Annotated in this window: 28 protein-coding genes; 13 read left to right on the plus strand and 15 right to left on the minus strand. The window is 67.2% G+C overall.

Going from position 1 to position 24,975, the window contains the following annotated elements; genetic code table 11:
* The coding region (locus V8324_RS05300; RefSeq protein WP_336418884.1) for an MFS transporter at positions 1-539 on the minus strand (539 nt) is incomplete at its 3' end.
* A 469-nt stretch (positions 540-1,008) separates the two neighbouring features.
* Here V8324_RS05300 and V8324_RS05305 point away from each other — a divergent pair.
* Positions 1,009-1,707, plus strand: coding sequence for a helix-turn-helix domain-containing protein (locus V8324_RS05305; protein ID WP_336418885.1), 699 nt, complete (start codon positions 1,009-1,011; stop codon positions 1,705-1,707).
* Positions 1,708-1,731: 24 nt separating this feature from the next.
* Here V8324_RS05305 and V8324_RS05310 read toward each other — a convergent pair whose 3' ends face one another.
* Genes V8324_RS05310 through V8324_RS05325 form a run of 4 tightly spaced genes read right to left on the minus strand, consistent with a single transcriptional unit; the run spans position 1,732 to position 4,678 of the window.
* Complete coding sequence (locus tag V8324_RS05310) at positions 1,732-2,397, minus strand: NnrU family protein (RefSeq protein ID WP_336418886.1); 666 nt, start codon at positions 2,395-2,397, stop codon at positions 1,732-1,734.
* 12 nt (positions 2,398-2,409) lie between these two features.
* Positions 2,410-3,615, minus strand: a complete 1,206-nt coding sequence (locus V8324_RS05315) for an NnrS family protein (RefSeq protein WP_336418887.1) — start codon at positions 3,613-3,615, stop codon at positions 2,410-2,412.
* Positions 3,612-4,289, minus strand: coding sequence for a 5-formyltetrahydrofolate cyclo-ligase (locus V8324_RS05320; RefSeq protein ID WP_336418888.1), 678 nt, complete (start codon positions 4,287-4,289; stop codon positions 3,612-3,614). The genes V8324_RS05315 and V8324_RS05320 overlap by 4 nt, the downstream gene beginning before the upstream one ends.
* The gene (locus tag V8324_RS05325) at positions 4,286-4,678 is read right to left on the minus strand and encodes a DUF488 domain-containing protein (protein ID WP_336418889.1); all 393 of its coding nucleotides are present in this window, start codon (positions 4,676-4,678) and stop codon (positions 4,286-4,288) included. The genes V8324_RS05320 and V8324_RS05325 overlap by 4 nt, the downstream gene beginning before the upstream one ends.
* Before the next feature lie 138 nt (positions 4,679-4,816).
* Between V8324_RS05325 and V8324_RS05330 the strand changes: the two genes are divergently transcribed.
* Entirely contained in the window at positions 4,817-5,233 is a 417-nt protein-coding gene (locus tag V8324_RS05330) for an RrF2 family transcriptional regulator (protein ID WP_336418890.1), read from the plus strand.
* 135 nt (positions 5,234-5,368) lie between these two features.
* Positions 5,369-7,888: a heavy metal translocating P-type ATPase gene (locus tag V8324_RS05335; protein ID WP_336418891.1), complete on the plus strand. Its 2,520-nt coding sequence runs from the start codon at positions 5,369-5,371 to the stop codon at positions 7,886-7,888.
* 52 nt (positions 7,889-7,940) lie between these two features.
* Here the strand turns inward: V8324_RS05335 and V8324_RS05340 are convergent, their stop codons facing one another.
* Both V8324_RS05340 and V8324_RS05345 read right to left on the minus strand, forming a co-directional pair.
* On the minus strand, positions 7,941-9,284 hold the full coding sequence (locus V8324_RS05340; RefSeq protein WP_336418892.1) for an ammonium transporter: 1,344 nt from the start codon (positions 9,282-9,284) through the stop codon (positions 7,941-7,943).
* Positions 9,285-9,303: 19 nt separating this feature from the next.
* A complete protein-coding gene (locus V8324_RS05345; RefSeq protein ID WP_336418893.1) occupies positions 9,304-9,642 on the minus strand; it encodes a P-II family nitrogen regulator in 339 nt (112 codons plus the stop codon).
* A gap of 259 nt (positions 9,643-9,901) precedes the next feature.
* Between V8324_RS05345 and V8324_RS05350 the strand changes: the two genes are divergently transcribed.
* On the plus strand, positions 9,902-12,061 hold the full coding sequence (locus tag V8324_RS05350; protein WP_336418894.1) for a transglycosylase domain-containing protein: 2,160 nt from the start codon (positions 9,902-9,904) through the stop codon (positions 12,059-12,061).
* A 20-nt stretch (positions 12,062-12,081) separates the two neighbouring features.
* On the opposite strand, the gene V8324_RS05355 is transcribed toward V8324_RS05350, so the two are convergent.
* A complete protein-coding gene (locus V8324_RS05355; protein ID WP_336418895.1) occupies positions 12,082-12,687 on the minus strand; it encodes an MlaC/ttg2D family ABC transporter substrate-binding protein in 606 nt (201 codons plus the stop codon).
* Entirely contained in the window at positions 12,677-13,465 is a 789-nt protein-coding gene (locus V8324_RS05360; protein ID WP_336418896.1) for an MlaA family lipoprotein, read from the minus strand. Before V8324_RS05360 ends, V8324_RS05355 begins: the two co-directional genes overlap by 11 nt.
* A 249-nt stretch (positions 13,466-13,714) precedes the next feature.
* Here V8324_RS05360 and V8324_RS05365 point away from each other — a divergent pair, with 249 nt between their 5' ends.
* The 4 genes from V8324_RS05365 to V8324_RS05380 are packed head-to-tail and all read left to right on the plus strand — an operon-like array spanning position 13,715 to position 16,471.
* Complete coding sequence (locus V8324_RS05365) at positions 13,715-14,176, plus strand: RidA family protein (protein ID WP_336418986.1); 462 nt, start codon at positions 13,715-13,717, stop codon at positions 14,174-14,176.
* The gene (locus V8324_RS05370) at positions 14,173-14,940 is read left to right on the plus strand and encodes a glycerophosphodiester phosphodiesterase family protein (protein WP_336418897.1); all 768 of its coding nucleotides are present in this window, start codon (positions 14,173-14,175) and stop codon (positions 14,938-14,940) included. Before V8324_RS05365 ends, V8324_RS05370 begins: the two co-directional genes overlap by 4 nt.
* A 50-nt stretch (positions 14,941-14,990) precedes the next feature.
* Positions 14,991-16,178: a GNAT family N-acetyltransferase gene (locus V8324_RS05375; RefSeq protein WP_336418987.1), complete on the plus strand. Its 1,188-nt coding sequence runs from the start codon at positions 14,991-14,993 to the stop codon at positions 16,176-16,178.
* Entirely contained in the window at positions 16,175-16,471 is a 297-nt protein-coding gene (locus tag V8324_RS05380) for a 4a-hydroxytetrahydrobiopterin dehydratase (RefSeq protein WP_336418898.1), read from the plus strand. Before V8324_RS05375 ends, V8324_RS05380 begins: the two co-directional genes overlap by 4 nt.
* Positions 16,472-16,581: 110 nt before the next feature.
* Here the strand turns inward: V8324_RS05380 and V8324_RS05385 are convergent, their stop codons facing one another.
* Positions 16,582-17,070, minus strand: a complete 489-nt coding sequence (locus V8324_RS05385) for a peroxiredoxin (RefSeq protein ID WP_336418899.1) — start codon at positions 17,068-17,070, stop codon at positions 16,582-16,584.
* 90 nt (positions 17,071-17,160) lie between these two features.
* Between V8324_RS05385 and V8324_RS05390 the strand changes: the two genes are divergently transcribed.
* Positions 17,161-18,366, plus strand: a complete 1,206-nt coding sequence (locus V8324_RS05390) for an NAD(P)/FAD-dependent oxidoreductase (RefSeq protein ID WP_336418900.1) — start codon at positions 17,161-17,163, stop codon at positions 18,364-18,366.
* The gene (gene rsmD / locus V8324_RS05395; RefSeq protein WP_336418901.1) at positions 18,363-18,923 is read left to right on the plus strand and encodes a 16S rRNA (guanine(966)-N(2))-methyltransferase RsmD; all 561 of its coding nucleotides are present in this window, start codon (positions 18,363-18,365) and stop codon (positions 18,921-18,923) included. The genes V8324_RS05390 and rsmD overlap by 4 nt, the downstream gene beginning before the upstream one ends.
* A 17-nt stretch (positions 18,924-18,940) precedes the next feature.
* Here rsmD and V8324_RS05400 read toward each other — a convergent pair whose 3' ends face one another.
* Complete coding sequence (locus V8324_RS05400) at positions 18,941-20,194, minus strand: UbiH/UbiF/VisC/COQ6 family ubiquinone biosynthesis hydroxylase (protein ID WP_336418902.1); 1,254 nt, start codon at positions 20,192-20,194, stop codon at positions 18,941-18,943.
* Positions 20,195-20,243: 49 nt separating this feature from the next.
* On the opposite strand from V8324_RS05400, the gene V8324_RS05405 reads away from it, so the two are divergent.
* Positions 20,244-21,590, plus strand: coding sequence for an amidase (locus V8324_RS05405; protein ID WP_336418903.1), 1,347 nt, complete (start codon positions 20,244-20,246; stop codon positions 21,588-21,590).
* 59 nt (positions 21,591-21,649) lie between these two features.
* Here the strand turns inward: V8324_RS05405 and V8324_RS05410 are convergent, their stop codons facing one another.
* From V8324_RS05410 to hisF, 3 genes are read right to left on the minus strand one after another with little or no spacing between them, the layout of a single operon-like run.
* On the minus strand, positions 21,650-21,940 hold the full coding sequence (locus V8324_RS05410) for a Dabb family protein (RefSeq protein ID WP_336418904.1): 291 nt from the start codon (positions 21,938-21,940) through the stop codon (positions 21,650-21,652).
* A 4-nt stretch (positions 21,941-21,944) separates the two neighbouring features.
* Positions 21,945-22,259 carry a phosphoribosyl-ATP diphosphatase gene (locus V8324_RS05415; RefSeq protein WP_336418905.1) on the minus strand — a complete coding sequence of 105 codons (315 nt, stop codon included), beginning with the start codon at positions 22,257-22,259 and terminating at the stop codon, positions 21,945-21,947.
* Complete coding sequence (hisF, locus tag V8324_RS05420) at positions 22,256-23,020, minus strand: imidazole glycerol phosphate synthase subunit HisF (protein WP_336418906.1); 765 nt, start codon at positions 23,018-23,020, stop codon at positions 22,256-22,258. The genes V8324_RS05415 and hisF overlap by 4 nt, the downstream gene beginning before the upstream one ends.
* A gap of 102 nt (positions 23,021-23,122) precedes the next feature.
* On the opposite strand from hisF, the gene V8324_RS05425 reads away from it, so the two are divergent.
* Complete coding sequence (locus V8324_RS05425; protein ID WP_336418907.1) at positions 23,123-23,575, plus strand: DUF302 domain-containing protein; 453 nt, start codon at positions 23,123-23,125, stop codon at positions 23,573-23,575.
* Positions 23,576-23,587: 12 nt separating this feature from the next.
* Here V8324_RS05425 and hisA read toward each other — a convergent pair whose 3' ends face one another.
* Positions 23,588-24,310 (minus strand): 1-(5-phosphoribosyl)-5-[(5-phosphoribosylamino)methylideneamino]imidazole-4-carboxamide isomerase, encoded by a 723-nt coding sequence (gene hisA, locus V8324_RS05430; protein WP_336418908.1) that lies wholly within the window; start codon positions 24,308-24,310, stop codon positions 23,588-23,590.
* A 229-nt stretch (positions 24,311-24,539) separates the two neighbouring features.
* Here hisA and V8324_RS05435 point away from each other — a divergent pair, with 229 nt between their 5' ends.
* Complete coding sequence (locus tag V8324_RS05435; protein ID WP_336418909.1) at positions 24,540-24,935, plus strand: DUF2147 domain-containing protein; 396 nt, start codon at positions 24,540-24,542, stop codon at positions 24,933-24,935.
* The last annotated feature ends 40 nt before the right edge of the window (positions 24,936-24,975 follow it).

The following is a 24,975-nucleotide window of genomic DNA, read 5'->3' on the forward strand; positions in this document are numbered from 1 at the left end:
AAGCTGGCCAGCGCCACGAACGCGCCGAAGACGAAGAAGTAATAGGTGGCAAAGCGCCAGACCTGGATGTTCTTCAACGGCGCCAGTTGATCGGCGGTCGACACAGGGCCGCCGCCGGTGCGCTTGCGCTCTGCATGCACGGGATCGGTCCTGGCGAGCACGAAGAACAGCACCGCCGTCACCGCGAGGACCACGGCATAGACGCGCGCCGTGCCTTCCCAGCCAAGCGCGACCACAAGAAACGGCGCGGCAAAGTTCGTCACCGCGGCGCCCACGTTGCCGGCGCCGAAGATGCCGAGGGCGGTGCCCTGACGCTCCTTCTCGAACCAGCGCGATGTATAGGCGACACCCACGATGAACGATCCCCCGGCCAGCCCGAGACCGAGCGCGGCGAGCAGGAAGATCTCGTAGGTCTGGACACTGGTCAGCAGCCAGACGGCGACCGCCGTGACCAGCATCTGCAGCGGGAACATGACCCGCCCGCCGAACTGCTCGGTCCAGACACCGAGGAAAATGCGGCTGACCGATCCGGTCAGCACCGGCGTTGCCNGGTCCAGACACCGAGGAAAATGCGGCTGACCGATCCGGTCAGCACCGGCGTTGCCACCAGCAGGCCGAATTGCGTGTCGTTGAGCCCGAGGTCCTCCTTGATCTGCACGCCGATGATCGAGAAGATCGTCCAGACCGCGAAACAGACCGTGAAGGCAAAGGTGCTCAGTCCCAAGGCACGGTACTGGTCCGTGCGTGTGACGCCGTCGAGCGTTGGCATGAGGGTCTCCTGAGATTGATCCTGGGTGACGTTCGCGGTCGACGAAACACGGCGAGACCCGCGCCTTTTTTGACCTGGATCAAATGGCGCAGGGGCGGTGCGCCAAATAAATCCGGGCGCAAACCATGTCCGGTGGCGAGTTGATAAACGTGGTGCAGCGCGAGAGCACTGGCGCGGCGGAAGATTGACATTTATCAATTCAGGATCGAGGGACGGTCCGGACAGAAGGAAACGAGGCGATGAGATCCGATGACATTCCCGCGATTCGCGACCTCGACCTCTTCCGTTCGATGTCCGAGGACAGCTTTCACACCCTCGTCCAGGCGGCCTATCTGCAGGGCTTCCCGCCGCAGGTCGATCTCATCACCGAGGGCGATCCGTCGGATTTCCTCCATGTCGTGGTGTCGGGCTGCGTCGATCTTTATGCCGGCTGGAACGGGCGCGAGACCAGCATGGCGACCGTGCGCCCGATCTCGACCTTCATCCTCGCCGCGACGATCCGCGACGCGCCGTACCTGATGTCGGCGCGCACGCTGGAGAAAAGCCGCATCGTCCTGATCCCCAGCGAGGATGTGCGCGCGGCCTTCGACGCGGATGGCGAGTTCGCCCGCGCCGTGGTGCGCGAGCTGGCCCAGTGCTACCGCTATGTCATCAAGGCGCAGAAGGACCTCAAGCTGCGCAGCTCGCTCGAACGGCTGGCGAATTTCCTGTTGCGCCAGCAACGGCGCGCCGGCGGCGAGGCACGCTTCGATCTGCCCTTCGACAAGCGCCGCCTCGCCTCGTTTCTCGGGATGACGCCGGAAAACCTCAGCCGCGCCTTCAAGTCGCTGCAGAATTACGGGGTGGGGATCGAGGGCGCCAAGGTCACCATCCACGACCGCGCCGACCTGGAGAATTTCGCAAGACCCAGCCCGCTGATCGACGACCCGCATAGCTGAATACGCGCGTCGCGGCCGGGGGTGTCACGGCAGAGGGCTGACCCCGAAAAGCAGCGGATGCAGCCAGATGAGGGCGCCGTAAAGCAGAAGCCCGGCCGACAGGCGCAGGAGGGTGGTGCGATGTGGCGCCGCGATGTGCATGGGGGCGGCCGCCACGGCGGCGCGCAGCCGATCCCAGTCCGCGCCCATATCGCGCCGCTTGCGCCGGTCGATCAGGCGTCCGCCAAGGCCGGCGAATGCCGCGAAGGTGCCGAACAGGATGACATGCGCGAGATCCCCGTTCGGCACGACATGCGCCCCGGCCCAGAGCGCCAGCGCGACCAGCAGCGGGTGGCGCGTCCAGCGGACGATGCCGGGCCGCCTCGGGTCGAACCGGGCGTTGCGCGTGCCGCCGAAGGAGAACGGGTTGGGCCGCGCGATACTCAGCGCGAGGATCACGCAGACCGGCAACATCGCCGCGAGGACGACGTGATTCTGCCACGGCGCCCAGCCCCAGAGCGGCAAGTAGGGCGCGCGCCCCGCCGCGCCGATCAGCCAGGCGAGCACGCCCAGTGACAGCGCGGAATATGCAGCGGTGAATCCGGCCTGCCCGAGCCGCGATTGCAGCCGGGCCCGTACCGGCGAGCGCACCGGGATCGAATGCGACAGGAAAAACACCGTGTAGGCCGCCGCGAATTCGGTCCATCCCATCGGCGGGCCGCCTCAGATGCGCGTTCCGGCGGGCAGACGCAGCAACGGTCCGCCGTAGATCAGGGCGAACCCGCCGAAGGCGCCGATCCAGGCCAGCCCTGCGCCGATGTGCAGCGCCCCGGCGATCCCGGGCCAGAGACCGGCGGCAAGTCGCAACAGCACCGTCACCAAAAGGGCCGCATAGATCGCCACCGTGCCCGGCCCGGCGGTCAGCGCCTGCCCGGTATGACCCAAGGTGGCGCGGGTCATCACCGCCAGCGTCATCAGCCCGATCGCCCCGGCCATCCAGAGATGCTGTGCGCCGGCCATCCCCAGGCTGCCCGGCATCAGGATCTCGGCCGCCACTGCCAGCGCGCCGAGCGGCACGAAGGCATAGCCCGCATGCAGCACGGCGACCAGCGGCTCGGGCCAGGTGCGGTGCCCCGACCAGCGGGCGAGGCGCCCCAGGTGCAGCGCGCCCGCCAGCAGCAGCGCCGCGCCCGTGGCGACGTGCAGCGGCCAGATCACCCACTGGACAAGCGCTGCGAGCAACACGACCAGCGCCGCCTTGTCGAACCGCTGCATCGGCGGGCTCGGACGGAGTACGCTCTGCCGTTTGACCAGCCAGTTGCGGGTGAAGGAGGGCACGACCCTACCGCCGATCACCGCGATCATCATGATCGCCGCCCCGAGCCCGAGGCGCAGGCCATGGCCTTGCGCGGCATAGCCGCCGCGGGCCGCCTCCCAATGAAACAGCGCATTGCCGGCGGCGAAGACGGCGAGCATCCCCAGAACGATCAGGTTGCGCCAGTTGCGCCCCGCCACGATCTCGCGCGCGAGCACCGCACCCAGCACGACCGGCAGAGACATGTCGGCCACGGCGACCGCGACCGCCGGCAGGGTCTGCGACACCGCCACCGCGACGCGGCCGGCGATCCACAAGGCCACCAGCCCGCCAAGCGGCCAGCCGACGATCGGCAGACGCCCGGTCCAATTGGGCACCGCGGTCAGCAGGAACCCCGCGATCACCGCCCCGAGATAGCCGAAGAGGAACTCATGCGCGTGCCAGCTGACGGGATCGAACGCCGTGGGCAGGATCATCCGCCCGGCCAGCATCGGCACCCACAGCGCCATCGACAACATGGCCCAGAGCGCGGCCCCGAGAAAGAACGGCCGGAACCCGTAGCTCAGGATCGCCGGCCCGTGCCAGGCGCGGATCTGCGCGGCGGTGCTGCTCACGGGGCGTCCCTGTCGACCTGCAGACCGGCCTCGGTGACGATGAAATCCAGCGCGATGTCATGCGGTTGCGGATGGATGGTGTCGAGCCTTGCCGCCTGGAACCCGACACCGATGGTGACGGAACGCGGCGACAGCGCCGCCAGCGTGCGGTCGAAATACCCGCCCCCGTAGCCCAGCCTGTACCCCGCCGGATCCCAGCCCATCAGCGGCGCGAGAGTGATTTCGGGGGTCACTGCCGCGGCGGTGTCCGGCGGGACGGGAATGTTCCAGTCGCCGCGCACCATGCGCGTCGCGGGCGACCAGTGGCGGAAGACCAGCGGTGATCTCTTCACCTCGACCAGCGGCAGCGCGACCGTCGCGCCCGCGGCATGCAGATCTGCCATCAGGGGGCGCAGGTCGGGCTCTCCGTTGATCGGCCAGTAGGCCGAGACGACGCGATCCCGCATTTCGCCGAACCGGGCCGCAAGAAGATCGCGCAGATGCCCGGCCAATGCCTCGCCCGCGGCGCGACGGTCCTCGACGCGCATCGCTTGCCGGGCGGCGTGCAGCCGCGCCCGCTCGGCCCGGCGCCAGCGCGCGACGTCGTTCGGCTGTTGCTGATCGAAATATTCCGGCGCGATGTCCGCCGCCATGCAGGGCGGCGAGGCGAAGCGGCGGTCGTCATCGGCGGTCATGTCGCGTCCTCTCGAGTCAGTCTTTCGCGAAGGTGGTCGCGCAGCACCACCGCCTGGTTGTGATCGCGGTCCTTCGCGGCAAAGAGCAGGACAACCGGCCCCGCCCGGCACCACGCAAGGCAGCGCTCGACCGAATCGGGGTTGTCGCCAAGCTCGGCCAGGTACCGGGTTCGAAACGCGTCCCACCTGTCCCGATCATGGCCGAACCAAGTGCGCAGCGCGGTCGACGGCGCGACCTCGCGGATCCAGTCATCGGGCTGCAACACGTCCCGACGCACACCCCGCGGCCAGATGCGATCGACCAGAAGGCGCGCGCCGGGAAACTCGGCAAGATCGTCATGGACCCGCGCGACGCGAATGGCGAAATCGGTCTCTGTCCTCGGTGGCATGTCCCGCGTCCCCACAGCGGCGACGGTCCAAGACGGATCAGACTGCGTCATTGACATCACATGGTTTCCTTATTGAATTTCACGGTAGGAGCGTTAAAGAGTATTATAAATACCAATTCATTGAGAGATCACATCGCGATGCGTCTGACATCCTTCACAGATTACGGGCTGCGCATGCTGATGCGCATGGCGAGCGATGCGGATCGCGCTTATTCGAGCGCCGAACTGGCCGCGGAATTCGGGCTGTCGCGCAACCATCTGGCCAAGATCATGCAAAAGCTGTCAAGCGGGGGGATCGTCGTCACCCGTCGCGGCGGCGGCGGTGGGGCCATGCTGGCGCGACCGGCCGAAGAGATCCACCTCGGTGCCCTTGTCAGGGTGCTGGAGGAGGGATATCCGCTTGTCGAATGTTTCAGGGCTGATGGCGGCAGTTGTTCGATCGACGGCCAGTGCCGCCTGAAGTCACGCCTGCGCGCGGCCGAAGCGCGATTCCTGCAAGACCTCGACCGCTCGACGCTGGCCGATATCGCGCTGGCGCCGGTGTCGTCCGACTGACGACGCGCGCGGTAACCGCCTGTTTCCCAAGCCGTGCAGGCGAAGAAATCCGCGTCCATCAGGTGCAGCACCCCTTGACCCCATGTTCGGCGAGCGCCTTATCACCATGTGTGAAACAAAGCCGGAGGGTCGTTCATGACCGCGCAGCGACAACTGACAATCTTCGTGGATGGCATGCATTGCGGGTCCTGCGTCGGGCGGGTCGAGGCGGCCCTGCAGGCGGTGGACGGGGTCGCGGGCGTCTCGGGCAACCTCGCCGCGGAATCGATGCAGCTGGAGGTCTCGGGCGAGATCGATCCGGGCGAGATCGCGGCGGCGCTGGAGCGGGCCGGATACGGCTTGCGCGAGCAGACGGTGCGGCTGACCATCCCCGCGATGTCCTGCGCGTCCTGCGTGGGGCGGGTGCAGGCTGCGCTGGAGGCCGTGCCGGGGGTTCTGGAGGCCGATGTCAACCTTGCCTCGGAAAGCGCCACCGTGCGGTTTGCCGAGGGGGTGACGCGCATCGGTGACCTGATCGCGGCGGCGCGCGAGGCGGGCTATCCCGCGCAGATCGACGACGCCTCGCACGGCGCGAGCACCGCCGAGCGCAAGGCCGACGAGGCGCGCGAGATCCTGCGCAAGACCGCCGTCGCCGCGGTGCTTGCCCTGCCCGTCTTCGTGATCGAGATGGGCGGTCACCTGATCCCCGGCCTGCAGGCGCTGATCCACGACACCATCGGGCAGCAGGCAAGCTGGCTGGTGCAGTTCGCACTGACGACGCTGGTTCTCGCCGGGCCGGGGCGGATGTTCTACGCCAAGGGCGTGTCGGCGCTGCTGCGCGGTGCGCCGGACATGAACAGCCTCGTCGCGGTCGGGACGGGGGCCGCGTATCTTTATTCGGTGGTGGCGACCTTTCTGCCAGGCCTTCTGCCCGAGGCCGTGCGCGCCGTCTATTTCGAGGCGGCCGCGGTGATCGTCGTGCTGATCCTCGTCGGCCGGTTTTTGGAGGCGCGCGCCAAGGGCCGCACCGGGGCCGCGATCCAGCGCCTGATCGGACTTCAGGCCCGCACCGCGCGGGTGATCCGCGATGGTGAGCGAAGAGATGTCTCGATCGACGAGATCGCGATCGGCGACACCCTGCTGGTCCGCCCTGGCGAGCGGATCGCCGTGGATGGCGAGGTCACCTCGGGCGAGACCCGCGTCAATGAAAGCATGATCACCGGCGAGCCCGTGCCGGTCGCAAAGGCCGAGGGCGACACGGTGACCGGCGGCACGGTCAACGGCACCGGCAGCCTGCAATTCCGGGCCACGCGCGTGGGCGCGGACACCACGCTGGCGCAGATCATCCGCATGGTCGAGGCGGCGCAGGGTGCGAAACTGCCCATCCAGGGGCTGGTGGACCGCGTCACGCTGTGGTTCGTCCCGGCGGTCATGGCGGTGGCGGTGCTGACGGTCGCGGTGTGGCTGGCGGTCGGGCCCGATCCTGCGCTGACGCTGGCACTGGTCGCCGGGGTGTCGGTTCTCATCATCGCGTGCCCCTGTGCCATGGGGCTGGCGACGCCGACCTCGATCATGGTCGGCACCGGGCGCGCGGCCGAGATGGGCGTGCTTTTCCGCAAGGGCGACGCGCTGCAGCGGCTGGCCTCGGTGGGTATCGTGGCGCTCGACAAGACGGGCACGGTGACCGAGGGCCGCCCCGAGCTGACCGACCTCGTGGTCGCAGGCGGGTTCGAGCGCGCCGAGGTCCTGTCGCTGGTGGCGGCGGTCGAGGCGCAGTCCGAGCATCCCATCGCCGAGGCGATCACCCGCGGCGCGACGGCCGAGGGCGCACCTTTGGCCGAGGCGGACAGCTTTCGCTCGATCACCGGGCACGGCGTTGCTGCGCGCGTGGCGGGCCGCGAGGTTCTCGTCGGCGCCGACCGGCTGATGACGCGCGAGGGTGTCAACACCGGCCCGCTGGCCGGGACCGAGGCCGATCTCGCCGATGCCGGGCGCACCGTGCTTTATGCCGCCATCGACGGGCGGGTCGCGGCCGTCATCGCCGTCGCGGACCCCGTCAAGGCGTCGAGCGCGTCAGCCATCGCGGCGCTGCAGGCCAAGGGGTTGCGCGTGGCGATGATCACCGGCGACAAGCGTGATACGGCCCAGGCCATCGCGCGCGAGACCGGCATCGACGAGGTGATCGCGGGCGTGCTGCCCGACGGCAAGGTCGCGGCGCTTGACGATCTGCGCAAGGGCGGCGGGCGTCTGGCCTTTGTCGGGGACGGCATCAACGACGCGCCGGCGCTGGCCCATGCGGATGTCGGCATCGCGATCGGCACCGGCACCGATGTCGCCATCGAAAGCGCCGATGTGGTCCTGATGTCCGGCGATCTGCGCGGTGTGGTGAACGCGCATGAGGTGTCGCGCCAGACCATGCGCAACATCCGGCAGAACCTGTTCTGGGCGTTCGGCTACAATACCGCGCTGATTCCGGTCGCGGCGGGGGTGCTTTATCCGGCGTTCGGGATGCTACTGTCGCCGATGCTGGCGGCGGGGGCGATGGCGCTGTCGTCGGTCTTCGTCGTCTCGAACGCGCTGCGCCTGCGCCGGCTATGCCCCGTCATGGACGAGCGCGGACCAGCGAAGCATGAGACCGCGGCGGATGCGGCCCCCCGCGCCAGACCTGCGACATGAAAAAACCCCGGGCGCGGACGCCCGGGGTCGTGGTCCTGTATGAAGCGGTCCCTCAGGTCTTGGAGAACTCCGGGTAGGCTTCCATGCCCATCTCGGTCATGTCGAGGCCGCTGATCTCCGACTCCTCATCGACCCGCAGGCCCATGACCGCCTTGATGATCATCCAGAGTATCAGGCTGCCCACGAAGGTGAAGACGCCGTAGGCGGCGATCCCCGTCAGCTGCGTGACGATATTCGCGTCACCGTAGAAGATCACGGCGAGCGTGCCCCAGATCCCCGCAAGCAGGTGCACCGGGATCGCGCCGACCACGTCGTCGATCTTGAACTTGTCCAGCAGAGGCACGGTCAGCACCACGATCACGCCGCCGATCGCGCCGATCCAGAGGGCCCCGAAGAGGGTGGGCGCCAGCGGTTCCGCGGTGATCGACACGAGGCCCGCAAGCGCGCCGTTGAGGACCATCGTGAGGTCGGGCTTTTTATACATCAGCTGCGTGAGGATCAGCGCGGTCACCGCGCCGGCTGCGGCTGACATGTTGGTGTTGGCGAAGATCCGCGACACGTCCGACACGTCCCCGACCGTCCCCATGGCCAGCTGCGAGCCGCCGTTGAAGCCGAACCAGCCCAGCCACAGGATGAACGTGCCAAGCGTGGCCAGTGCCAGGTTCGAGCCGGGGATCGGGTTCACCTTGCCGTCCTTGCCGTACTTGCCAAGGCGCGGCCCCAGCACGATGGCGCCGGCGAGCGCCGCCCAGCCACCGACCGAATGCACCACGGTCGAGCCGGCGAAGTCCGAGAAACCGGCCTCGGACAGCCAGCCGCCGCCCCACTGCCAGGAGCCCGAGATCGGGTACATCACGCCGGTCAGCACGATCACGAAGATCAGGAACGGCCAGAGCTTGATCCGTTCGGCCAGTGCGCCCGACACGATCGAGGCCGTGGCGGCGACGAAGACCAGCTGGAAGAAGAAATCCGACCCGACCGAGGCATAGCCGAGATCGGCATCCGCCGCGGCGACGCCGACGGGATCCAGCACGGTTTGAGAGAAGAACGGGCCGACCCAGCCGGCGACCGTCCAGCCGTCGCCGGGATACATCAGATTGAAGCCGATCAGCCAGTACATGATCGCCGCGAAGGAATAGAGACCGATATTCTTGGTCATCTGCATCGTGACGTTCTTCGAGCGCACGAGCCCCCCTTCGAGCATCGCGAACCCGGCCGCCATGAAGAAGACGAGGAAGCCCGCCATGCAGAACAGCAGCGTCGTCATGATGTAGGGGCCGACCTCGTCGAAGCCCGGTGCGGCGGTCGCTGCCGCCTCCTGCGCGAGCGCCAGAGACGGCATCGCGATCAGTGCCCCGGCCACCAGGCCGGTCCGAGTGAAGCGTTTCATGTCCATGTTCCTTTTCCTGCGCGCGTCAAAGCGCATCGTCGTTGGTTTCGCCCGTGCGGACACGCATGGCTTGCTGAAGGTCGACCACGAAGATCTTGCCGTCGCCGATCTTGCCGGTCCGTGCGGCCTTGGTGATGGCGTCGACGACCTGGTCGGCCATTGCCGAGGACACGGCGATCTCCAGCTTGATCTTGGGCACGAAGTTCACGGCGTATTCGGCGCCGCGGTAGATTTCGGTATGGCCCGATTGAGAGCCGAAGCCCTTGATTTCGGTGACCATCATGCCGCGCACGCCGATATTGGTCAGCGCTTCGCGGACCTCCTCGAGCTTGAACGGCTTGATCGTTGCAATGATGAGTTTCACGGTGACCCCTTTCGATTTGCGTGTGTCGCGGCGCAAGCTTCGCCCCGCCAGCAAAAGCGCTGGATGCGCCGTTCGAAAGGGAGAAGAGGGAAATCCACACATGGTGGACAGCGTGATTGCCCAAAGATTGTGCATTTAAAATGATGTGATCAACAAGTATGCAGAATGAAAACGTCGATATGCGGGGCGGGCGGGTCTCTACATCGCGGTCTTCAACCTGTAAAAGGTCACGGGAGCACGACGGCAGAGCAGGGCGAGCATGAGCAATTCAGGACGCAGGAAACCGCCATTGACCGCACCCAAGCGGCGCACGAGGGCCGGCACGGGCAAGACCACACGGCGAAGCCCGAGCAAGGCCACGACGCGGCGCCGGACGCGGGCACGGTCGGGCAATCCCATCATGCGCCTTTTCCGGGCGGTGATCGGCTGGGCGCTGCGCATCCTCTGGGCGGTCGGCTGGCGGATGACGGCGGTGCTGGTCCTCGTCTTGGGCTCTGCCGTGGCCTATGTCTACACGACGCTGCCTGAATATCAGGCACTGATGGACGGGCGGGCGCGCGGGTCGGTCACGCTGCTGGACCGCGAGGGTGATGTCTTCGCATGGCGCGGCGACCAGTTCGGCGGCGTGGTGACCGCCGACACGGTCAGTCCGCATCTCCGGAATGCCGTCATCGCCACAGAGGATCGCCGCTTCTACATGCATCCCGGCGTCGATCCCATCGGCATCGCCAGCGCCATCCGCATCAACCTGAGCGAGGGGCGCGGGCCGTTTTCCGGCAATGGCGGCTCGACCATCACGCAACAGACCGCGAAGCTTCTGTGTTTCGGTGTCGCCTATGACGACAGCCAATGGGACAGCGAAGCCGCCTATGTCGCCGATTGCCGCCGCACCTCGCTGTGGCGCAAGGTCAAGGAGGCGGTCTATGCGATGGCGATGGAGGCCAAGTACACCAAGGACCAGATCCTGTCGGTCTATCTCAACCGCGCCTATCTGGGTGGCGGGGCCTACGGCGCCGAGGCCGCGGCGCAGCGCTATTTCGGCAAGTCGGCGGCCAACCTGAACCCCGCCGAGGGGGCGATGATCGCCGGGCTTCTGACCGCGCCCTCGACGCTGGCCCCGACCGCCAACCTGGAGCGGTCGCAGAACCGGGCCTCGGTGGTGGTCGCGCTGATGCGGCGGCAGGGCTATCTGAACGATCAGGAAGCGGCCATCGCGCTGGCCGATCCAGCCGTGCTGTCCGAGGCCGCGGCGCGTCAGGCCGGGGGCTATTTCGCCGACTGGATCATGGCCTCGGGGCCGGAATTCTTCACCCGCGACACGACAGAGGACGTGATCATCCGCACGACCCTTGACCAGCGGTTGCAACGCGCCGCGGAAGACGCGCTGAAAACCGTCTTCGACGAGAAGGTGCGCGACGGATCCAAGGCGCAGGCGGCCATCGTGGTGATGAGCGCCGACGGCGCGGTGCGCGCCATGGTCGGCGGCCGCGACAGCACCGTGATCGGCGCCTTCAACCGCGCCACCCAGGCCAATCGCCAGACCGGATCGGCCTTCAAACCCTTCGTATACGCCACCGCGCTGGATCTCGGCTACGGCCCCGACTCGGTGGTCGTCGACGAGCCCTACTGCATCGACGTGCCGGGATCGGGGCGCTGGTGCCCGAAGAATTACACCCGCGACCACAAGGGGCGCGTGACCCTGACGCAGGCCCTGGCGGAATCGATCAACGTGCCGGCGGTGAAGGTGTCCGAAAGCGTCGGGCGCGATCTGGTGCGCAAGGTGGCCAGCGATTTCGGCATCGAAAGCGACCTGGCCGCCGGTCCGGCGCTGGCGCTCGGCGCGTCAGAAAGCACCCTGCTGGAGATGACCGGCGCCTATGCCGGCATCCTGAACGGCGGCTCGTCGGTGACGCCCTACGGTCTGACGGAACTGAAACTGCTGGGCGAGTCCGAGCCGATGATGGGCGTCGGCGGCGGTATCGGCGAGCGGGTGATCCGCGAAAGCGCCGCGCGCGAGCTGACCTACATGATGAGCCGGGTGATCGCCGAGGGTACCGGCGGGCGCGCCCGGATGCCCGACCGCGAGGCCGCCGGCAAGACCGGCACCACGCAGGAGGCCCGCGATGCGTGGTTCCTGGGCTTCACCGCAGATTACGTGGCCGGTGTCTGGATGGGATATGACGACAACACGCCGCTGACCGGTGTGACCGGCGGCGGGCTGCCCGCCGAGATCTGGCAAGAGACGATGCGCCGCGTGCACGAGGGCATGGAGGCGAAACCGCTGCCGATGACGCGCCCGACACCGCGCGCCGCGCCGCGCGCCGACACCCGGCCGCAGGCCGGTGTGCCCCGGCATCCCGGATCGGTCAGGACGAACAACCCGGTCGAGACCATCCTGCGCAGTATCTTTGGCAACTGAGACGCCGGGAGTGTTCAGGCTCAGCCCGCGTTTCGAAGATCCTGGATCAGCGCATCGATGTTGCCGTTGCGCCGGTCCAGCATCGCGCCGATCTCTTCGCGCTCGCTCAGGCGCAGGCTGATGCCTTCGATCACCATGTCGAAGAACTTGTCCTGACCGGATCGGTCGGAGACGAGGAACCTGACCTCGAAAGGCGACTGGCCGGGCAGATAGACCGTGGAGCGTACCTCATGCCAGGATTTCACCTCGCGCACGCTGTTGACCTCGATCCGCCCGCCGCGGAACTCGTCGAAGCGTTTGCCGTACTTGCGGGCGACATAGCCGCGAAACGCGTCCGTATAGGCGCGCATCTGTGCGCCCGACACGCGCCGCGCATCCGCCCCGAGCGTGGAGCGCGCGATGATCCGGACATCGGCGTAGCGATTGAAGATACGCTCGAACTGGCGGATCATCGCCGATTGCGACCCGGCCGAGTCGATCGCCCCGTTGATGTCGGCGACCACCCGGTCGACGAGGGCGCGCGCCCGCGCCTCGGTCAGGGCGAGGGCGGGCAAGGGAATAAGGGTCGTTCCGGCCGTCGCGAACGCGGCGAACGCGAATTGACGGCGGGACATGTCACTCATCATAGGGATCCTCCATGCCGGCGGTTGCGGCGTCGCTACCATAAGGATCAGTGTAGGTCTCGCTTGCCGTCCCGCCCAGTTCGAACCGGCGGCTTTGCAGGTAAAATGAGCGTGACTGCGCGTAACTGTCCGCGCTTTCGTAGAGGATCTGGTCGATCGTGCCCGAGAACCTGCTGCGGCGGGTCAGGCCTCCGGCGACGCTCGCGCCGCGGTTGATGCCCGCTTCCGGGTCTCCCAGCACGTAGGTCAGCGGATCGATGAAGACGTCGACGACGGTGCCGAACGTGTCGCGCTGCGTCGACGGGCCAAGCACCGGCAATTCGATATATGCCCCCTCGCCGGCTCCCCAGACATGCAGGGTCTGGCCGAAATCGGCGTCGCTGGCGGCCGGCATGCCCATCTCGGTGGCCGGATCGAAGAACCCGCCAAGGCCCACGGTAGTGTTCACGACAAGCCGCGCGGTATCCTGGATCGCGGCACGCATGTTCAGTTGCAGGATGTTGTTGACGATCGCGCCCGGCAGCGACGTGTTGTCCGAAAACCGCAGGATGACCGTCTCTATGTCGTCGGGAACCGCGGCGTCGTAGCCTTTCGCCACGGGGCGTACCAGCTTGCGGTCAAGGTCCTTGTTGAACGCGTGCACCTGCCGGTTCTGCTCTTCATAGGGGTCGAACGTGCCGCGGGATGTCTGCGCATCCGGCTGCTGGCCGGCGCAGGCCGAAAGGACCACGACGCCGAGAACCGCGCAGACCTGCATGATACGTCGAGGGAGGGGGGTCATCGCTTGCAGCACCTGAAGCATCCCTGTTTCCGGAAGTGTCAATTTCCACATACACGATCAGACGTTGAAACCCAGCACAATGACGAAGGCCATCACGATCCTGTGGCACAATGGCGACAAGCCCGCGCCAGCGGTGCGGGGTGCCTTGGAACCGGTCACGGCGCGGTGCCGGATCCGGACGGTTTTCGATTTCCTTCGCCTGCGCCAGCCGATAGCATCCCGCCAGATTGAACCATGAGAGGGGCCGAGATGAGCCAGTTCGAGACGACACTCGCAACCATGGGGGTCACCCTGCCCGACGCCCCGGCCCCGGCCGCCAATTACGTGCCCTATGTGCGGGCCGGGGACATGCTCTACGTGTCCGGCCAGGTCGCCAAGGATGGCGACACGCTGCTGGTCGGCAAGCTGGGGGACGACATGGATGTCGCTGCCGGCGCCGCGGCGGCGAAGGCCTGTGCGATCGCGCTTCTGGCACAGGTCAAGGCGGCCTGCGGCGGCGATCTCGACCGGCTGGTGCGGGTGGTGAAACTGACCGGGTTCGTCAATTCGACGCCGGATTTCACCCAGCAGCCGCAGGTCATCAACGGCGCGTCGGATTTCCTTGGTGAGGCACTTGGCGAGGCGGGCAAGCATGCCCGCGCCGCTGTGTCCGCCGCGTCGCTGCCCTTTGGCGTCGCGGTCGAGATCGACGGAGTGTTCCAGATCAGATGACCCGGCTGTCCGAGGGGTTCCGCCGCGTGCCGCTTGCGCATCGCGGCCTGCATGATGTCACCGACGGGCGCCCGGAAAACGCGCGCGCCGGGCTGCGCGCGGCGATCGCGGCCGGCTACGGGATCGAGATCGATCTGCAGCCCAGCCGGGATGGTCGGCCGATGGTGTTTCACGACTACGACCTCGGCCGCCTGACCGCGCAGGAAGGCCCCGTCCGGCACCGCGACGCGGCAGAGCTTGCGACGATCCCGCTTGCCGGCGGGGACGAGGGCATTCCCGACCTGTCCGAGATCCTGGCGCTCGTGGCGGGGCGCGTGCCGCTGCTGGTCGAGCTGAAGGACCAGCACGGGCAGATGGGCGACGCCGGCGGCGCACTCGAAGAGGCCACCGCGCGTACGCTTGACGGCTATGTCGGGCCGGTGGCTGTGATGTCGTTCAACCCCGCGATGGTCACGCGCATGGCGGGCCTTTCCCCGGACGTTCCGCGCGGGATCGTGACCTGTGATTTCAGCGCCGAGCACTGGCCGCATCTGACGCCCGAGACCCGGGCGCGACTGCGGGGCATCCCGGATTTCGAGACCAGCGGGGCGCAGTTCGTCAGCCACCAGTTCCAGGACCTGCACAGCCCCCGGATCGCCGCGTTGCGCGCCGAGGGCGCGACGATCCTGTGCTGGACCATACGCTCTGCCGCGGATGAAAGGACGGCCCGCGCGGTGGCCGACAACATCACCTTCGAGGGATATTTGCCCGAGATCCCGGCTTGATCCGGCCTGCGGATGGCCCAAGTGAAACGGTGTTGACCGGGATCGAAGCGATGGATGGTAACGAGATCAAGATCAGCCTGCATGAACGGATCACCGAGGTCCCGGCCCCGGTCTGGGACGCCTGCGCCTGCCCCGAGGAGGCCATCTGCGGCCGGCCCGAGGATCCGTTCACGACGCATCGCTTCCTCAAGGCGCTTGAGGACAGCCGGTCTGTCGGCACCGGCACCGGCTGGCACCCGCATTACATGACCGCTGAAGTAGCTGGCGAGGTGATCGCCTGCGCGCCGCTCTACCTCAAGTCCCACAGCCAGGGCGAGTACATCTTCGACCATAACTGGGCGCATGCCTATGAGCGCGCGGGCGGGCGGTATTACCCGAAATTCCAGGTGGCCGTGCCGTTCACGCCTGTCACCGGGCGGCGGTTCCTCACCCGTCCGGGGTTCGAGGAGGCCGGCCGCGCCGCCCTCGTGCAGGGTGTCACCGAGGTGGCCGAGCGCAACGGGATCTCGTCGCTGCACCTGACCTTCTGCACAGAGGCGGAATGCGAGGCCGGCAGCGCGCTTGGCCTCTTGCCGCGGCGCACGCAGCAATATCACTGGCATAACCGGGGCTACGCGGATTTCGATGCGTTCCTTGCCGATCTGTCGTCACGCAAGCGCAAGACCATACGCAAGGAACGCGCCCGCGCGCAGGAGTTCGGCGGCGAGATCGTGGCGCTTACCGGCGACGCGATCCGCCCCGAGCACTGGGACGCGGTCTGGACCTTCTACCAGGACACCGGGGCGCGCAAATGGGGCACGCCCTACCTGACCCGCGCCTTCTTCGAAGAAGCGCATGCGCATCTGCGCGATGACATCCTGCTGGTCCTGGCCCTGCGCGATGGCCGCCCGGTGGCCGGCGCGATGAACATGATCGGCGCCCGGGCCTTGTATGGCCGCTACTGGGGCTGCATCGAGGATCACCCCTGCCTGCATTTCGAGCTGTGTTATTATCAGGCGATGGAATTCGCCATTGATCACGGCCTCGACAGGGTAGAGGCTGGCGCGCAGGGCGAGCACAAGCTGGCCCGCGGGTATCTGCCGGTGCCCACGCATTCGCTGCACTGGCTGCGCGACGCAGGCTTCGCCGAGGCGGTCGCGCGATATCTCGAGGCAGAGCGTGCGGCCGTGAACGAGGATATCGAAATCCTCACGGGCTACGGGCCGTTCCGAAAACCCCAGATGGAGGATCATCAATGACCGAGAAACTCAGCGACACAGCCCGAGAGACGACCCTTCAGCCGCTGCTCGAAAACGGCTGGAGCATGGTCGAGGGGCGCGACGCGATCCACAAATCGTTCAAGTTCGCGGATTTCACCGAGGCCTTCGGCTTCATGACCCGCGCCGCGATCTGGGCGGAGAAGTGGAATCACCACCCCGAGTGGTTCAACGTCTACAACCGCGTCGACGTGACGCTCAGCACCCATGATGTCGGTGGTCTCAGCTCGCTCGACGCCAAGCTTGCGCGCAAGTTCGACGGGCTTGCGGGCTGACGATCGTTGCGGCGGGTATTTTTGGCAAGATGAAAGCCCGCTTGGTTTCTTCCTGCCTTGATTATCCCGGGGAGTGCGAGGGTCCGGCCCCTCGCACTCTTGCGTCGGTATCATAGTTCCGCGAGCAGCGATTCGCCGGCGGAGACTTCGCAGGCGCCGGGGTTGTCCTCGACGTGAAGCACCTTCACCGTGCCGTCGTCGACGATCATCGCGTAGCGATTCGAGCGGCCGATCAGGCCAGCCGGCGGCGCATCGAAATCCAAGCCGATGGCCTTGGTGAACGCGCCTTGCGGATCAGCCAGCATGGTCAGCCCCGCCTTGCCGGCGCCGGTGGCCTCGTCCCAGGCGCCGATCACGAACGGGTCGTTGACGGCTACGCAGATCACCTCGTCGATGCCCTTGGCGTCGAAGTCGGACTTGGTGCGCACGAAGCTGGGGACATGGGAGGAATGGCAGGTCGGGGTGAACGCACCGGGCACGGCGAAGATCACCACCTTGCGGCCCGCGGTCTTGTCGCTCAACGAGACCTCCTCGGGGCCGTTATCGCCAAGGCGCAGCAGGGTGGCCTCGGGCAGTTTGTCGCCGGTGGAAAGGGTCATGGTCGCTCCTTGTCAATCAGGTGGACGGTTCGTGGGCTTGGGTATAATCGCATGCGGGATGCGTGACCACGATAAAATCGGGAGAGAGGCATGACGGCTGTTGTGGTGATAGGCGCGGGACAGGCGGGCGCGTCGCTGGTGGCGCGGTTGCGTGATGCCGGCTATGACGGCGGCATCACGCTTGTCGGTGACGAGCCGGTCCCGCCTTATCAGCGTCCGCCGCTGTCCAAGAAATACCTTCTGGGCGAAATGACGGCAGAGCGGCTCTACCTGCGTCCAGAACGCTATTATACCGAGGCAGGGATCGACCTGCGGCTCGGTACGCCCGTCACCGGGATCGATCGCGCGGCCCGGACGGTGACGATCGGCGACGAGGACCTTCCCTACGCGCATCTGGTGCTGGCCACGGGATCGGTGCCGCGACGGCTGCCAGCGGCGATCGGCGGCGATCTGGACGGGGTGCACGAGGTCCGCACGCTTTCGGATGTGGACGCGATGCGCCCGGGTTTCATCCCCGGTGCGCGGGTGCTCATCGTGGGCGGCGGATATATCGGGCTGGAGGCCGCCGCGGTGGCGGCGGCCCGCGGTATGACCGTGACGCTGGTCGAGATGACGGAGCGCATCCTCGGCCGGGTCGCCGCCCCCGAGACCGCGGACTATTTCCGCGACCTTCATACCCGCCATGGTGTCGACCTGCGCGAGGGCGTCGGGCTGGAGCGGCTGTCGGGCGACGGCCGCGTCCATACGGCCAGGCTTGGCGATGGCAGCGAGATCGGCGTCGACATGGTGATCGTCGGTATCGGCATCGTTCCGGACACGCGCCTGGCCGAGGCGGCGGGTCTCGAGATCGACAACGGCGTCGCGGTGGATGCGCAGGGGCGCACGTCGGACCCGGCCATCTGGGCAGTCGGCGATTGTGCGTCCTTCCCGCATGACGGCGCGCGGCTGCGGCTCGAAAGCGTGCCCAATGCCATCGACATGGCGGAATGCGTGGCAGGCAACATCATGGGCGCCGGCACGCCCTATGTCCCGAAACCGTGGTTCTGGTCGGATCAGTACGACGTGAAACTGCAGATCGCCGGGCTCAATGCCGGCTACGACCGGGTGGTCACCCGCGGCGGCGGCACGGCGATGTCGGTCTGGTATTACAAGGGCGACCGGTTGCTGGCCGTCGACGCGATGAACGATCCGCGCGCCTACATGGTGGGCAAGCGCCTGATCGAGGCCGGGAAGACCGCAGATCCGGGGATCGTCGCGGACCCGGCGACCGATCTGAAAACGCTACTGACGTCATGAGGATCATCGGCGGCGCGCATCGCGGGCGCGCGCTTGCCGGTCTGGGCAAGGGCGACGCGGCGGCGCATCTGCGGCCCACCTCGGACCGCGTGCGCGAAAGCCTGTTCAACGTTCTGGCCGGGGCATATGACGATCCGGTCAGCGGCGCGCGGGTTCTCGATGTCTTCGCCGGCACCGGCGCGCTCGGGCTCGAGGCGCTGTCGCGCGGCGCGGCGTCGGTCACCTTCGTCGAGAATGGGCGCACCGCGCTGTCGCTCCTGCGCAGGAACATCGCGCTATGCGGGGCAGAGTCGCATGTGCGCCTGATCGGTTCGGATGCGCGCCGGCCGGGGATGTGCCCGGAATGGCCGCATGATCTTGTCTTTCTCGATCCGCCTTACGGCAAGAGGCTTGGCGAAAAGGCGCTCGCGGCGATGCTCGCAAAAGGATGGATCGCCGCGGACGCGTTGATCCTGTGGGAGGAAAGCGCCGGGATCCAGCCGCCCGAGAGCGTGGATATGATAGAAGAGCGGCGCTACGGCGACACCATGATCCGGTTCCTGCGCTACACCCCGTAGCCCGGCATGCCCGCGTGCTACGCCCGCATCAACGCGGGCAGGTCCCCGGTCAGGCCCGCCGCCTCGCGGATGAAGCCGCGACGCAGGGCGGGCATGTGGCCGATCGCGCCCATGCCGAGGTCGCGCGCCGCCCGCAACAGCGGATTGTCGTTGGAAAAGAGGCGGTTGGTCATGTCCGTCGCCATGGCCAGCGTCGTCGTGTCGAACCGCCGCCACTGCTGGTACCGCTCGAGCACATCCGCCGCCGCGATATCCTCGCCGCGATGCCCCGCCTCGTGCAGCACCTGTGCCAGCGCCGCCACGTCGCGCAGCCCGGCATTCAGCCCCTGCCCCGCGATCGGATGCACGCCGTGGGCCGCATCGCCGATCAGCGCGAGGCGGTCGGACACGAAGCTGTTGGCGATGCTCAGGCTCAGCGGATAGGTGTAGCGCGCGCCGCGCAGCGTGATCTCGCCGCGGAAATCGCCGAAACGCGGGCGCAACACCTCGAGGAAATCCTCGTCCGACAGCGCGGCGAACCGGGCGGCGGTCGCGTCCGTCTCGCTCCAGACGATGGAGCTGACATTGCCCGGCAGCGGCAGGATCGCCAGCGGGCCCGAGGGCATGAAGAACTGGTGTGCGACCCCGTGATGCGGCAATGCGTGCTCGATCGCCGCGACAAGCGCCGTCTGCCCGTAGCGCCAGCCGGTGCGCCTGATCCCTGCACGCGCCGCGGTGCCGGACCCGCGCCCGTCGGCGCCAACCAGAAGCCGTCCGCGGAGGATCTGCTCCGAGGCGAGGGTGACGGTGACGCCGGTCTTGTCCACGTCTTGCGCGGTCACGCTGTCGCCGGAGACTTGCGTGATCTGGGGCACGTCGTCCATCGCCTCGATCAGCGCGCGGCGCAGGAAGCGATCCTCGAGCATGTGCCCCATCGGCCCTTCCTCGATCTCGGCATGATCGAAATGCAAAAAGAACGGCGCGGGGCCTTCGCCGGGGCGCCCGTCCGAGACCTTGATGTCGAGCATCGGCTGCGCGTTGTCGGCGACCCGGTCCCAGATCCCGAGATTGCGCAGAAGCCGCACCGACGCGAGGGCGAGCGCGTAGGATTTGCCGTTGAACCCGTCCTGCGTGCGCGTGGCGGCGGGCAGGGCGTCGATCACCGTGCTCGACAGGCCGGACCGCGCCGCGGCGAGGGCCAGAAGCGGGCCGTTGAGACCGCCCCCGACGATCAGGATATCGCTGTCATGTTCCATGCCCTTGAATATGTCAGTCCGTGCGGGATTGTCCATGCGCCGCTCTGCCATTAGCAATAGGAACGGGCATGACAGGAGCGGCACGATGCGGAACTGGTTGGGAATGACGGCGGGCGATCTGGGGCGTGGCATCGCCGGCGGCGAGATCGATCCCGAGGCGCTGTGCGACACCTATCTCGCCGCGATAGCATCCCATCCCCTGCGCGACCGCATCTACAGCGTGGTGACCGAGGATCGCGCCCGCGCCGAGGCCGCGGCGGCGGGCGAGCGCGCGCGGGCCGGTCAGCGGCTCGGGCCGCTCGACGGGGTGCCGATCAGCTGGAAGGATCTTTATGACAGCGCGGGCGTGGCAACAGAGGCGGGCTCGGCGCTGCTGAAGGGCCGGGTGCCCGATCGGGATGCGGAAGTGCTGCGAAACGCGACGGCGGCGGGTCTGGTGTGCCTGGGCAAGACGCATATGAGCGAGCTGGCCTTTTCCGGGATCGGCCTCAACCCGGTGACGGCGACGCCGCCTTGCGTGAACGACCCGGACGCGGTGCCGGGCGGGTCGTCCTCGGGGGCCGCGGCCAGCATGGCGTTCGGGCTGGCCGCGTGCGGGATCGGTTCCGATACCGGCGGATCGGTGCGCATTCCCGCCGCCTGGAACGATCTTGTGGGTCTCAAGACCACCTCGGGGCGCGTGTCACTGTCGGGTGTCGTGCCGCTTTGCCTGCGATTCGACACCGTGGGACCGCTTGCGAAATGCGTCGAGGACGCGGCGCTGATGCTCGCAGCGCTGGAGGGCGGCAGGGCGGCGGATCTGCGCGGCGCGTCGCTGACGGGGCTGCGATTTGCCGCCCTGCGCACCGTGGTCATGGACGATATCCGCCCGCAACCCGAGGCGGGCTATGCCGCCGCCGTCACCCGGTTGCGCGAGGCGGGGGCCGTGGTCGAGGAGATCGACGCGCCCGAGGTGGCCGAGGCGATGCCGCTGTCGCCCACGCTGTTCACCGGCGAGGCCTACGGGCTCTGGCGCGACGTGATCGAGGCGGCGCCGGAGAAGATGTTCGTCCCGATCCTGGAGCGGTTCCGCGGCGGAAAGTCCGTGTCGGCGGCCGATTACGTGGCCGCCTGGCACAAGCTGGACGGTCTGCGCGCGCAGTGGCAGGCGCGGGTTGCGGCCTATGACGCGGTGCTGATGCCCACCGCCCCCAACATGCCCCCCGAACACGACCGCCTGATGGAGGATGACGCCTATTACGTCACCGAGAACCTGCTGACCCTGCGCAACACGCGGGTCGCCAACCTGATGGGGCTGTGTGCTGTGACGCTGCCCACGGGCACGCCCAGTTGCGGGCTCATGCTGTGCGGCGCGGCGTTCCTAGAGGAACGGCTGTTACGGGTGGCAAAGGCGGCGGAAGAGGCGCTCGGGGCTGGGGTGGCGGAAAATTGAAAATTTTCCTGTCCGGAATTTTTCCTGTCCGGAATTTTCTGGAAATTTCCGGCCTGGCCTCATCCGGATTCAAAATCGGCGGCGATGCGCAGTTCTCGCAGGGGGCGTACGCGGGCGATGCAGTCTGCATAGATCGGATGTGCCTTGTAGGCCGCGAGCGCCGCCTCGTCTTCGAACTCGCCGTAGACCACCAGATCGACGCGTGCGCCTTCGATGGCGTCGCTTTGCAGGTTCCGGCCGACCTCGAAATGGCTGGAATGCGGGATTTCGGCCAGCATCATCAGCCCCTCTCGGATGCGCTCGACATCTTCCGGCTCGGCGGCGGAGAAGAAAACGATATGGCGGATCATCGGGTCACTCTTTGGGACGGGACGCTTTTTCCGACAGGCCCGATCTCGCCTGCCGCGCGGCCAGTTCCGCCATCACGTCCGACAGGGCCACGTTGCGCGAATGCAGCATCGCCAGCAGGTGATAAAGCACATCCGCCGCCTCCGAGGTCAGTCGTGCGCGATCGCCCTTGACCGCCTCGATGATCGCCTCGACCGCCTCTTCGCCGAATTTCTCGGCCACTTTCTCGGGGCCCTTGGCGAGCAGCTTGGCGGTCCAGCTTTCGGATGGATCGGCGGCGGCGCGGGCCTGGATGCTGCGTTCGAGATCGTCGAGGGTCATGCGACAAGCCTCATTGGGATACCTGCGGCGGCCATGTGGTGCTTGGCCTCCTGGATGGAATGGGTGCCGTAGTGAAAGATCGACGCGGCCAGCACCGCCGAGGCGTGCCCCTCGGTCACCCCTTCGACGAGGTGGTCGAGCGTGCCGACACCGCCCGAGGCGATCACCGGCACATCCACCGCGTCGGCGATGGCGCGGGTCAGGGCGATGTTGAACCCGGCCTTTGTCCCGTCGCGATCCATCGAGGTCAGCAGGATCTCGCCCGCGCCCTTGTCGGCCACGCGGCGCGCGAAGGCGACCGCGTCGATGCCCGTCGGCTTGCGCCCGCCATGGGTGAAGATCTCCCACGTGCCGGTGGCGGTGGTCTTGGCGTCTATGGCGACAACGATGCACTGGCTGCCGAAGCGGTCGGCGGCGCGCGCCACCACGTCCGGATCGGCGACGGCGGCGGAATTGAAGCTGACCTTGTCGGCGCCCGCCAGCAGCAGGGCGCGCACGTCTTCCGAGGTCCGCACGCCGCCGCCCACGGTCAGCGGGATGTAGCAGGCCTCGGCCGTGCGGCGGACCACGTCGAACATGGTGCCGCGATTTTCGTGCGTGGCGTGAATGTCGAGAAAGCACAGCTCGTCCGCGCCCGCCGCGTCATAGGCACGCGCGGCGTCCACCGGATCGCCGGCGTCGCGCAGATCGACGAAATTCACGCCCTTGACCACGCGGCCATCGGCGACGTCCAGACAGGGAATGATGCGGGTTTTGAGCATGTTATCGCTGATGGGTGTCGTTCACGTCATTGTTTATGGGCAAATCGTTCGGGATGCCAGAGGATGCGCGCAATATATCATCCGAAACGCAAGGAGGTCGAAATGACGCGTTTGCTTGCTGCCATGGCCATCTCTGTGTCGGCGATCCCCGCCCTTGCCAGCGAGGACGACCTGATGATGGTCGAATCGTCGGCCGATGTGGCGACCACCATGGACCGTCTCGAGGCTGCGGTCACCGGGGCCGGGGCGACCGTCTTTGCCCGCGTCGATCATGCAGCGGGTGCGGCATCGGTGGACATGGATCTTGGCCCGACGCAGGTGTTGATCTTCGGCAACCCGAAGATCGGCACGCAGGCGATGCAGGACGATCCCCGCGCGGGGCTGTTCCTGCCGATGAAGGTGCTGGTCTACGAGGACGGCGATGGGCAGGCTTGGCTGGCCTATCAGAACCCCGAAGAGATGTTCGACAATCTCGATATCGACCATGACGCGGAGTATATCGCGATGATGACCGGCGCGCTTGGCAAGCTGACGGCCAAGGCCGCCGGGGACTGACGCAGGCCGCGGTCAGCCCTTGAGCGCGGCGAGAGCCTGTCGCAGGTCGAGCGCGCCGTCGTAAAGCGCGCGGCCCGATATCGCGCCGTTCAGGGATGCGCCGCAGTCGCGCAGCGCGATCAGATCGTCGAGTGACGACACGCCCCCCGAGGCGATCACCGGGATGCTCACGGCGCGCGCAAGTGCCGCCGTTGCCTCGACATTCGGCCCCTGCATCGCCCCGTCGCGGTTGATGTCGGTATAGATCACCGCCGCAACCCCGGCATCCTCGAAGGATTTCGCAAGCTCGGTCGCGTCCACATCGGTCGCCTCGGCCCAGCCCTTGGTCGCCACGAGGCCAGCGCGCGCGTCGATTCCGACGGCGATCTGCCCCGGAAAGGCGCGCGCGGCCTCGCGCACGAGCGTCGGGTTCTCGACCGCGACGGTGCCGAGGATCACGCGGGCGAGGCCTTTCGAGATCCATGTCTCGATGGTCGCCATGTCGCGGATGCCGCCCCCAAGTTGTGCGGGCACGTCGCATTCCTTCAGGATCGCCTCGACCGGCGCTGCATTGACCGGCTGGCCCGCGAAGGCGCCGTTGAGATCCACGAGGTGCAGCCACTCGCAGCCCGCATCCACGAAGGCGCGCGCCTGCGCCGCGGGGTCGTCGTTGAATACCGTCGCGCGCGCCATGTCGCCCCGCAAGAGACGTACGGCCTTGCCGTCCTTGAGGTCGATGGCGGGGTAAAGGATCATGGCACGGTGCCCCTGTGCATTTGCGATGACTGCGCTTTGGCATGTGCCCCCTTGAAATGCAACGCGGCACCGTCGGGCTGCTGGAAGCCGCGCGGCGGGGCTTCGGGATGAATATACCGTGTCCGGTTTTGCGCTGAAATCCGCTCAGACCCGGCGGATCGAACATGGTGATGCCCGCCAGAATCACTATCTAGTGATTCAAGAGAGAGCAAAGTCAGTAGGGGGAACGATGCATTTGACATCCTTGATGGTGCTGAGCGCCACAGTCATCGGGCTTGGGACCCTCGCCAGCGCCGAGCCGGCGATTGGAACCTGGCAGACACAGCCCGACAAGAAAGGTCAGATCGCGCATGTTCAGGTCACGAAATGCGACGCGGCGCTTTGTGGCGAGATCGTGCGAACTTACGATTCCGACGGTGACCGCATCACGACCGAAAACGTCGGGAAACGCGTCTTCTGGGACGTGACGCCTACCGGCGATGGGGAGTATCGCGGTCGGGCCTGGGTACCAGCGCATGACAGGGTATATGCCGCCCGGATGGATCTGAAGGGCAAGGACCGGCTGAAGGTCAGCGGCTGCCTCGGGCCGATCTGTCAAAGCCAGCTTTGGGCGCGGGTGGAGTGATCCGGCCCGGCCCGAGGCAAACGCCCGGTTTTTTCAGGGC

It is taken from the genome of Roseovarius sp. D22-M7 (assembly GCF_037083785.1).
In the GTDB taxonomy this organism is placed as follows: domain Bacteria; phylum Pseudomonadota; class Alphaproteobacteria; order Rhodobacterales; family Rhodobacteraceae; genus Roseovarius.

Excerpts from the sequence above, each read along its gene's own strand:
- V8324_RS05305 (WP_336418885.1), top strand. The coding sequence starts at position 1,009 with ATGAGATCCGATGACATTCCCGCGATTCGCGACCTCGACCTCTTCCGT.
- V8324_RS05310 (WP_336418886.1), bottom strand. The coding sequence starts at position 2,397 with ATGGGATGGACCGAATTCGCGGCGGCCTACACGGTGTTTTTCCTGTCG.
- V8324_RS05320 (WP_336418888.1), bottom strand. The coding sequence starts at position 4,289 with ATGACCGCCGATGACGACCGCCGCTTCGCCTCGCCGCCCTGCATGGCG.
- V8324_RS05325 (WP_336418889.1), bottom strand. The coding sequence starts at position 4,678 with ATGCCACCGAGGACAGAGACCGATTTCGCCATTCGCGTCGCGCGGGTC.
- V8324_RS05330 (WP_336418890.1), top strand. The coding sequence starts at position 4,817 with ATGCGTCTGACATCCTTCACAGATTACGGGCTGCGCATGCTGATGCGC.
- V8324_RS05335 (WP_336418891.1), top strand. The coding sequence starts at position 5,369 with ATGACCGCGCAGCGACAACTGACAATCTTCGTGGATGGCATGCATTGC.
- V8324_RS05340 (WP_336418892.1), bottom strand. The coding sequence starts at position 9,284 with ATGGACATGAAACGCTTCACTCGGACCGGCCTGGTGGCCGGGGCACTG.
- V8324_RS05350 (WP_336418894.1), top strand. The coding sequence starts at position 9,902 with ATGAGCAATTCAGGACGCAGGAAACCGCCATTGACCGCACCCAAGCGG.
- V8324_RS05355 (WP_336418895.1), bottom strand. The coding sequence starts at position 12,687 with ATGATGAGTGACATGTCCCGCCGTCAATTCGCGTTCGCCGCGTTCGCG.
- V8324_RS05360 (WP_336418896.1), bottom strand. The coding sequence starts at position 13,465 with ATGACCCCCCTCCCTCGACGTATCATGCAGGTCTGCGCGGTTCTCGGC.
- V8324_RS05365 (WP_336418986.1), top strand. The coding sequence starts at position 13,715 with ATGAGCCAGTTCGAGACGACACTCGCAACCATGGGGGTCACCCTGCCC.
- V8324_RS05370 (WP_336418897.1), top strand. The coding sequence starts at position 14,173 with ATGACCCGGCTGTCCGAGGGGTTCCGCCGCGTGCCGCTTGCGCATCGC.
- V8324_RS05375 (WP_336418987.1), top strand. The coding sequence starts at position 14,991 with ATGGATGGTAACGAGATCAAGATCAGCCTGCATGAACGGATCACCGAG.
- V8324_RS05380 (WP_336418898.1), top strand. The coding sequence starts at position 16,175 with ATGACCGAGAAACTCAGCGACACAGCCCGAGAGACGACCCTTCAGCCG.
- V8324_RS05385 (WP_336418899.1), bottom strand. The coding sequence starts at position 17,070 with ATGACCCTTTCCACCGGCGACAAACTGCCCGAGGCCACCCTGCTGCGC.
- V8324_RS05390 (WP_336418900.1), top strand. The coding sequence starts at position 17,161 with ATGACGGCTGTTGTGGTGATAGGCGCGGGACAGGCGGGCGCGTCGCTG.
- rsmD (WP_336418901.1), top strand. The coding sequence starts at position 18,363 with ATGAGGATCATCGGCGGCGCGCATCGCGGGCGCGCGCTTGCCGGTCTG.
- V8324_RS05400 (WP_336418902.1), bottom strand. The coding sequence starts at position 20,194 with ATGGACAATCCCGCACGGACTGACATATTCAAGGGCATGGAACATGAC.
- V8324_RS05405 (WP_336418903.1), top strand. The coding sequence starts at position 20,244 with ATGCGGAACTGGTTGGGAATGACGGCGGGCGATCTGGGGCGTGGCATC.
- V8324_RS05410 (WP_336418904.1), bottom strand. The coding sequence starts at position 21,940 with ATGATCCGCCATATCGTTTTCTTCTCCGCCGCCGAGCCGGAAGATGTC.
- V8324_RS05415 (WP_336418905.1), bottom strand. The coding sequence starts at position 22,259 with ATGACCCTCGACGATCTCGAACGCAGCATCCAGGCCCGCGCCGCCGCC.
- hisF (WP_336418906.1), bottom strand. The coding sequence starts at position 23,020 with ATGCTCAAAACCCGCATCATTCCCTGTCTGGACGTCGCCGATGGCCGC.
- V8324_RS05425 (WP_336418907.1), top strand. The coding sequence starts at position 23,123 with ATGACGCGTTTGCTTGCTGCCATGGCCATCTCTGTGTCGGCGATCCCC.
- hisA (WP_336418908.1), bottom strand. The coding sequence starts at position 24,310 with ATGATCCTTTACCCCGCCATCGACCTCAAGGACGGCAAGGCCGTACGT.
- V8324_RS05435 (WP_336418909.1), top strand. The coding sequence starts at position 24,540 with ATGCATTTGACATCCTTGATGGTGCTGAGCGCCACAGTCATCGGGCTT.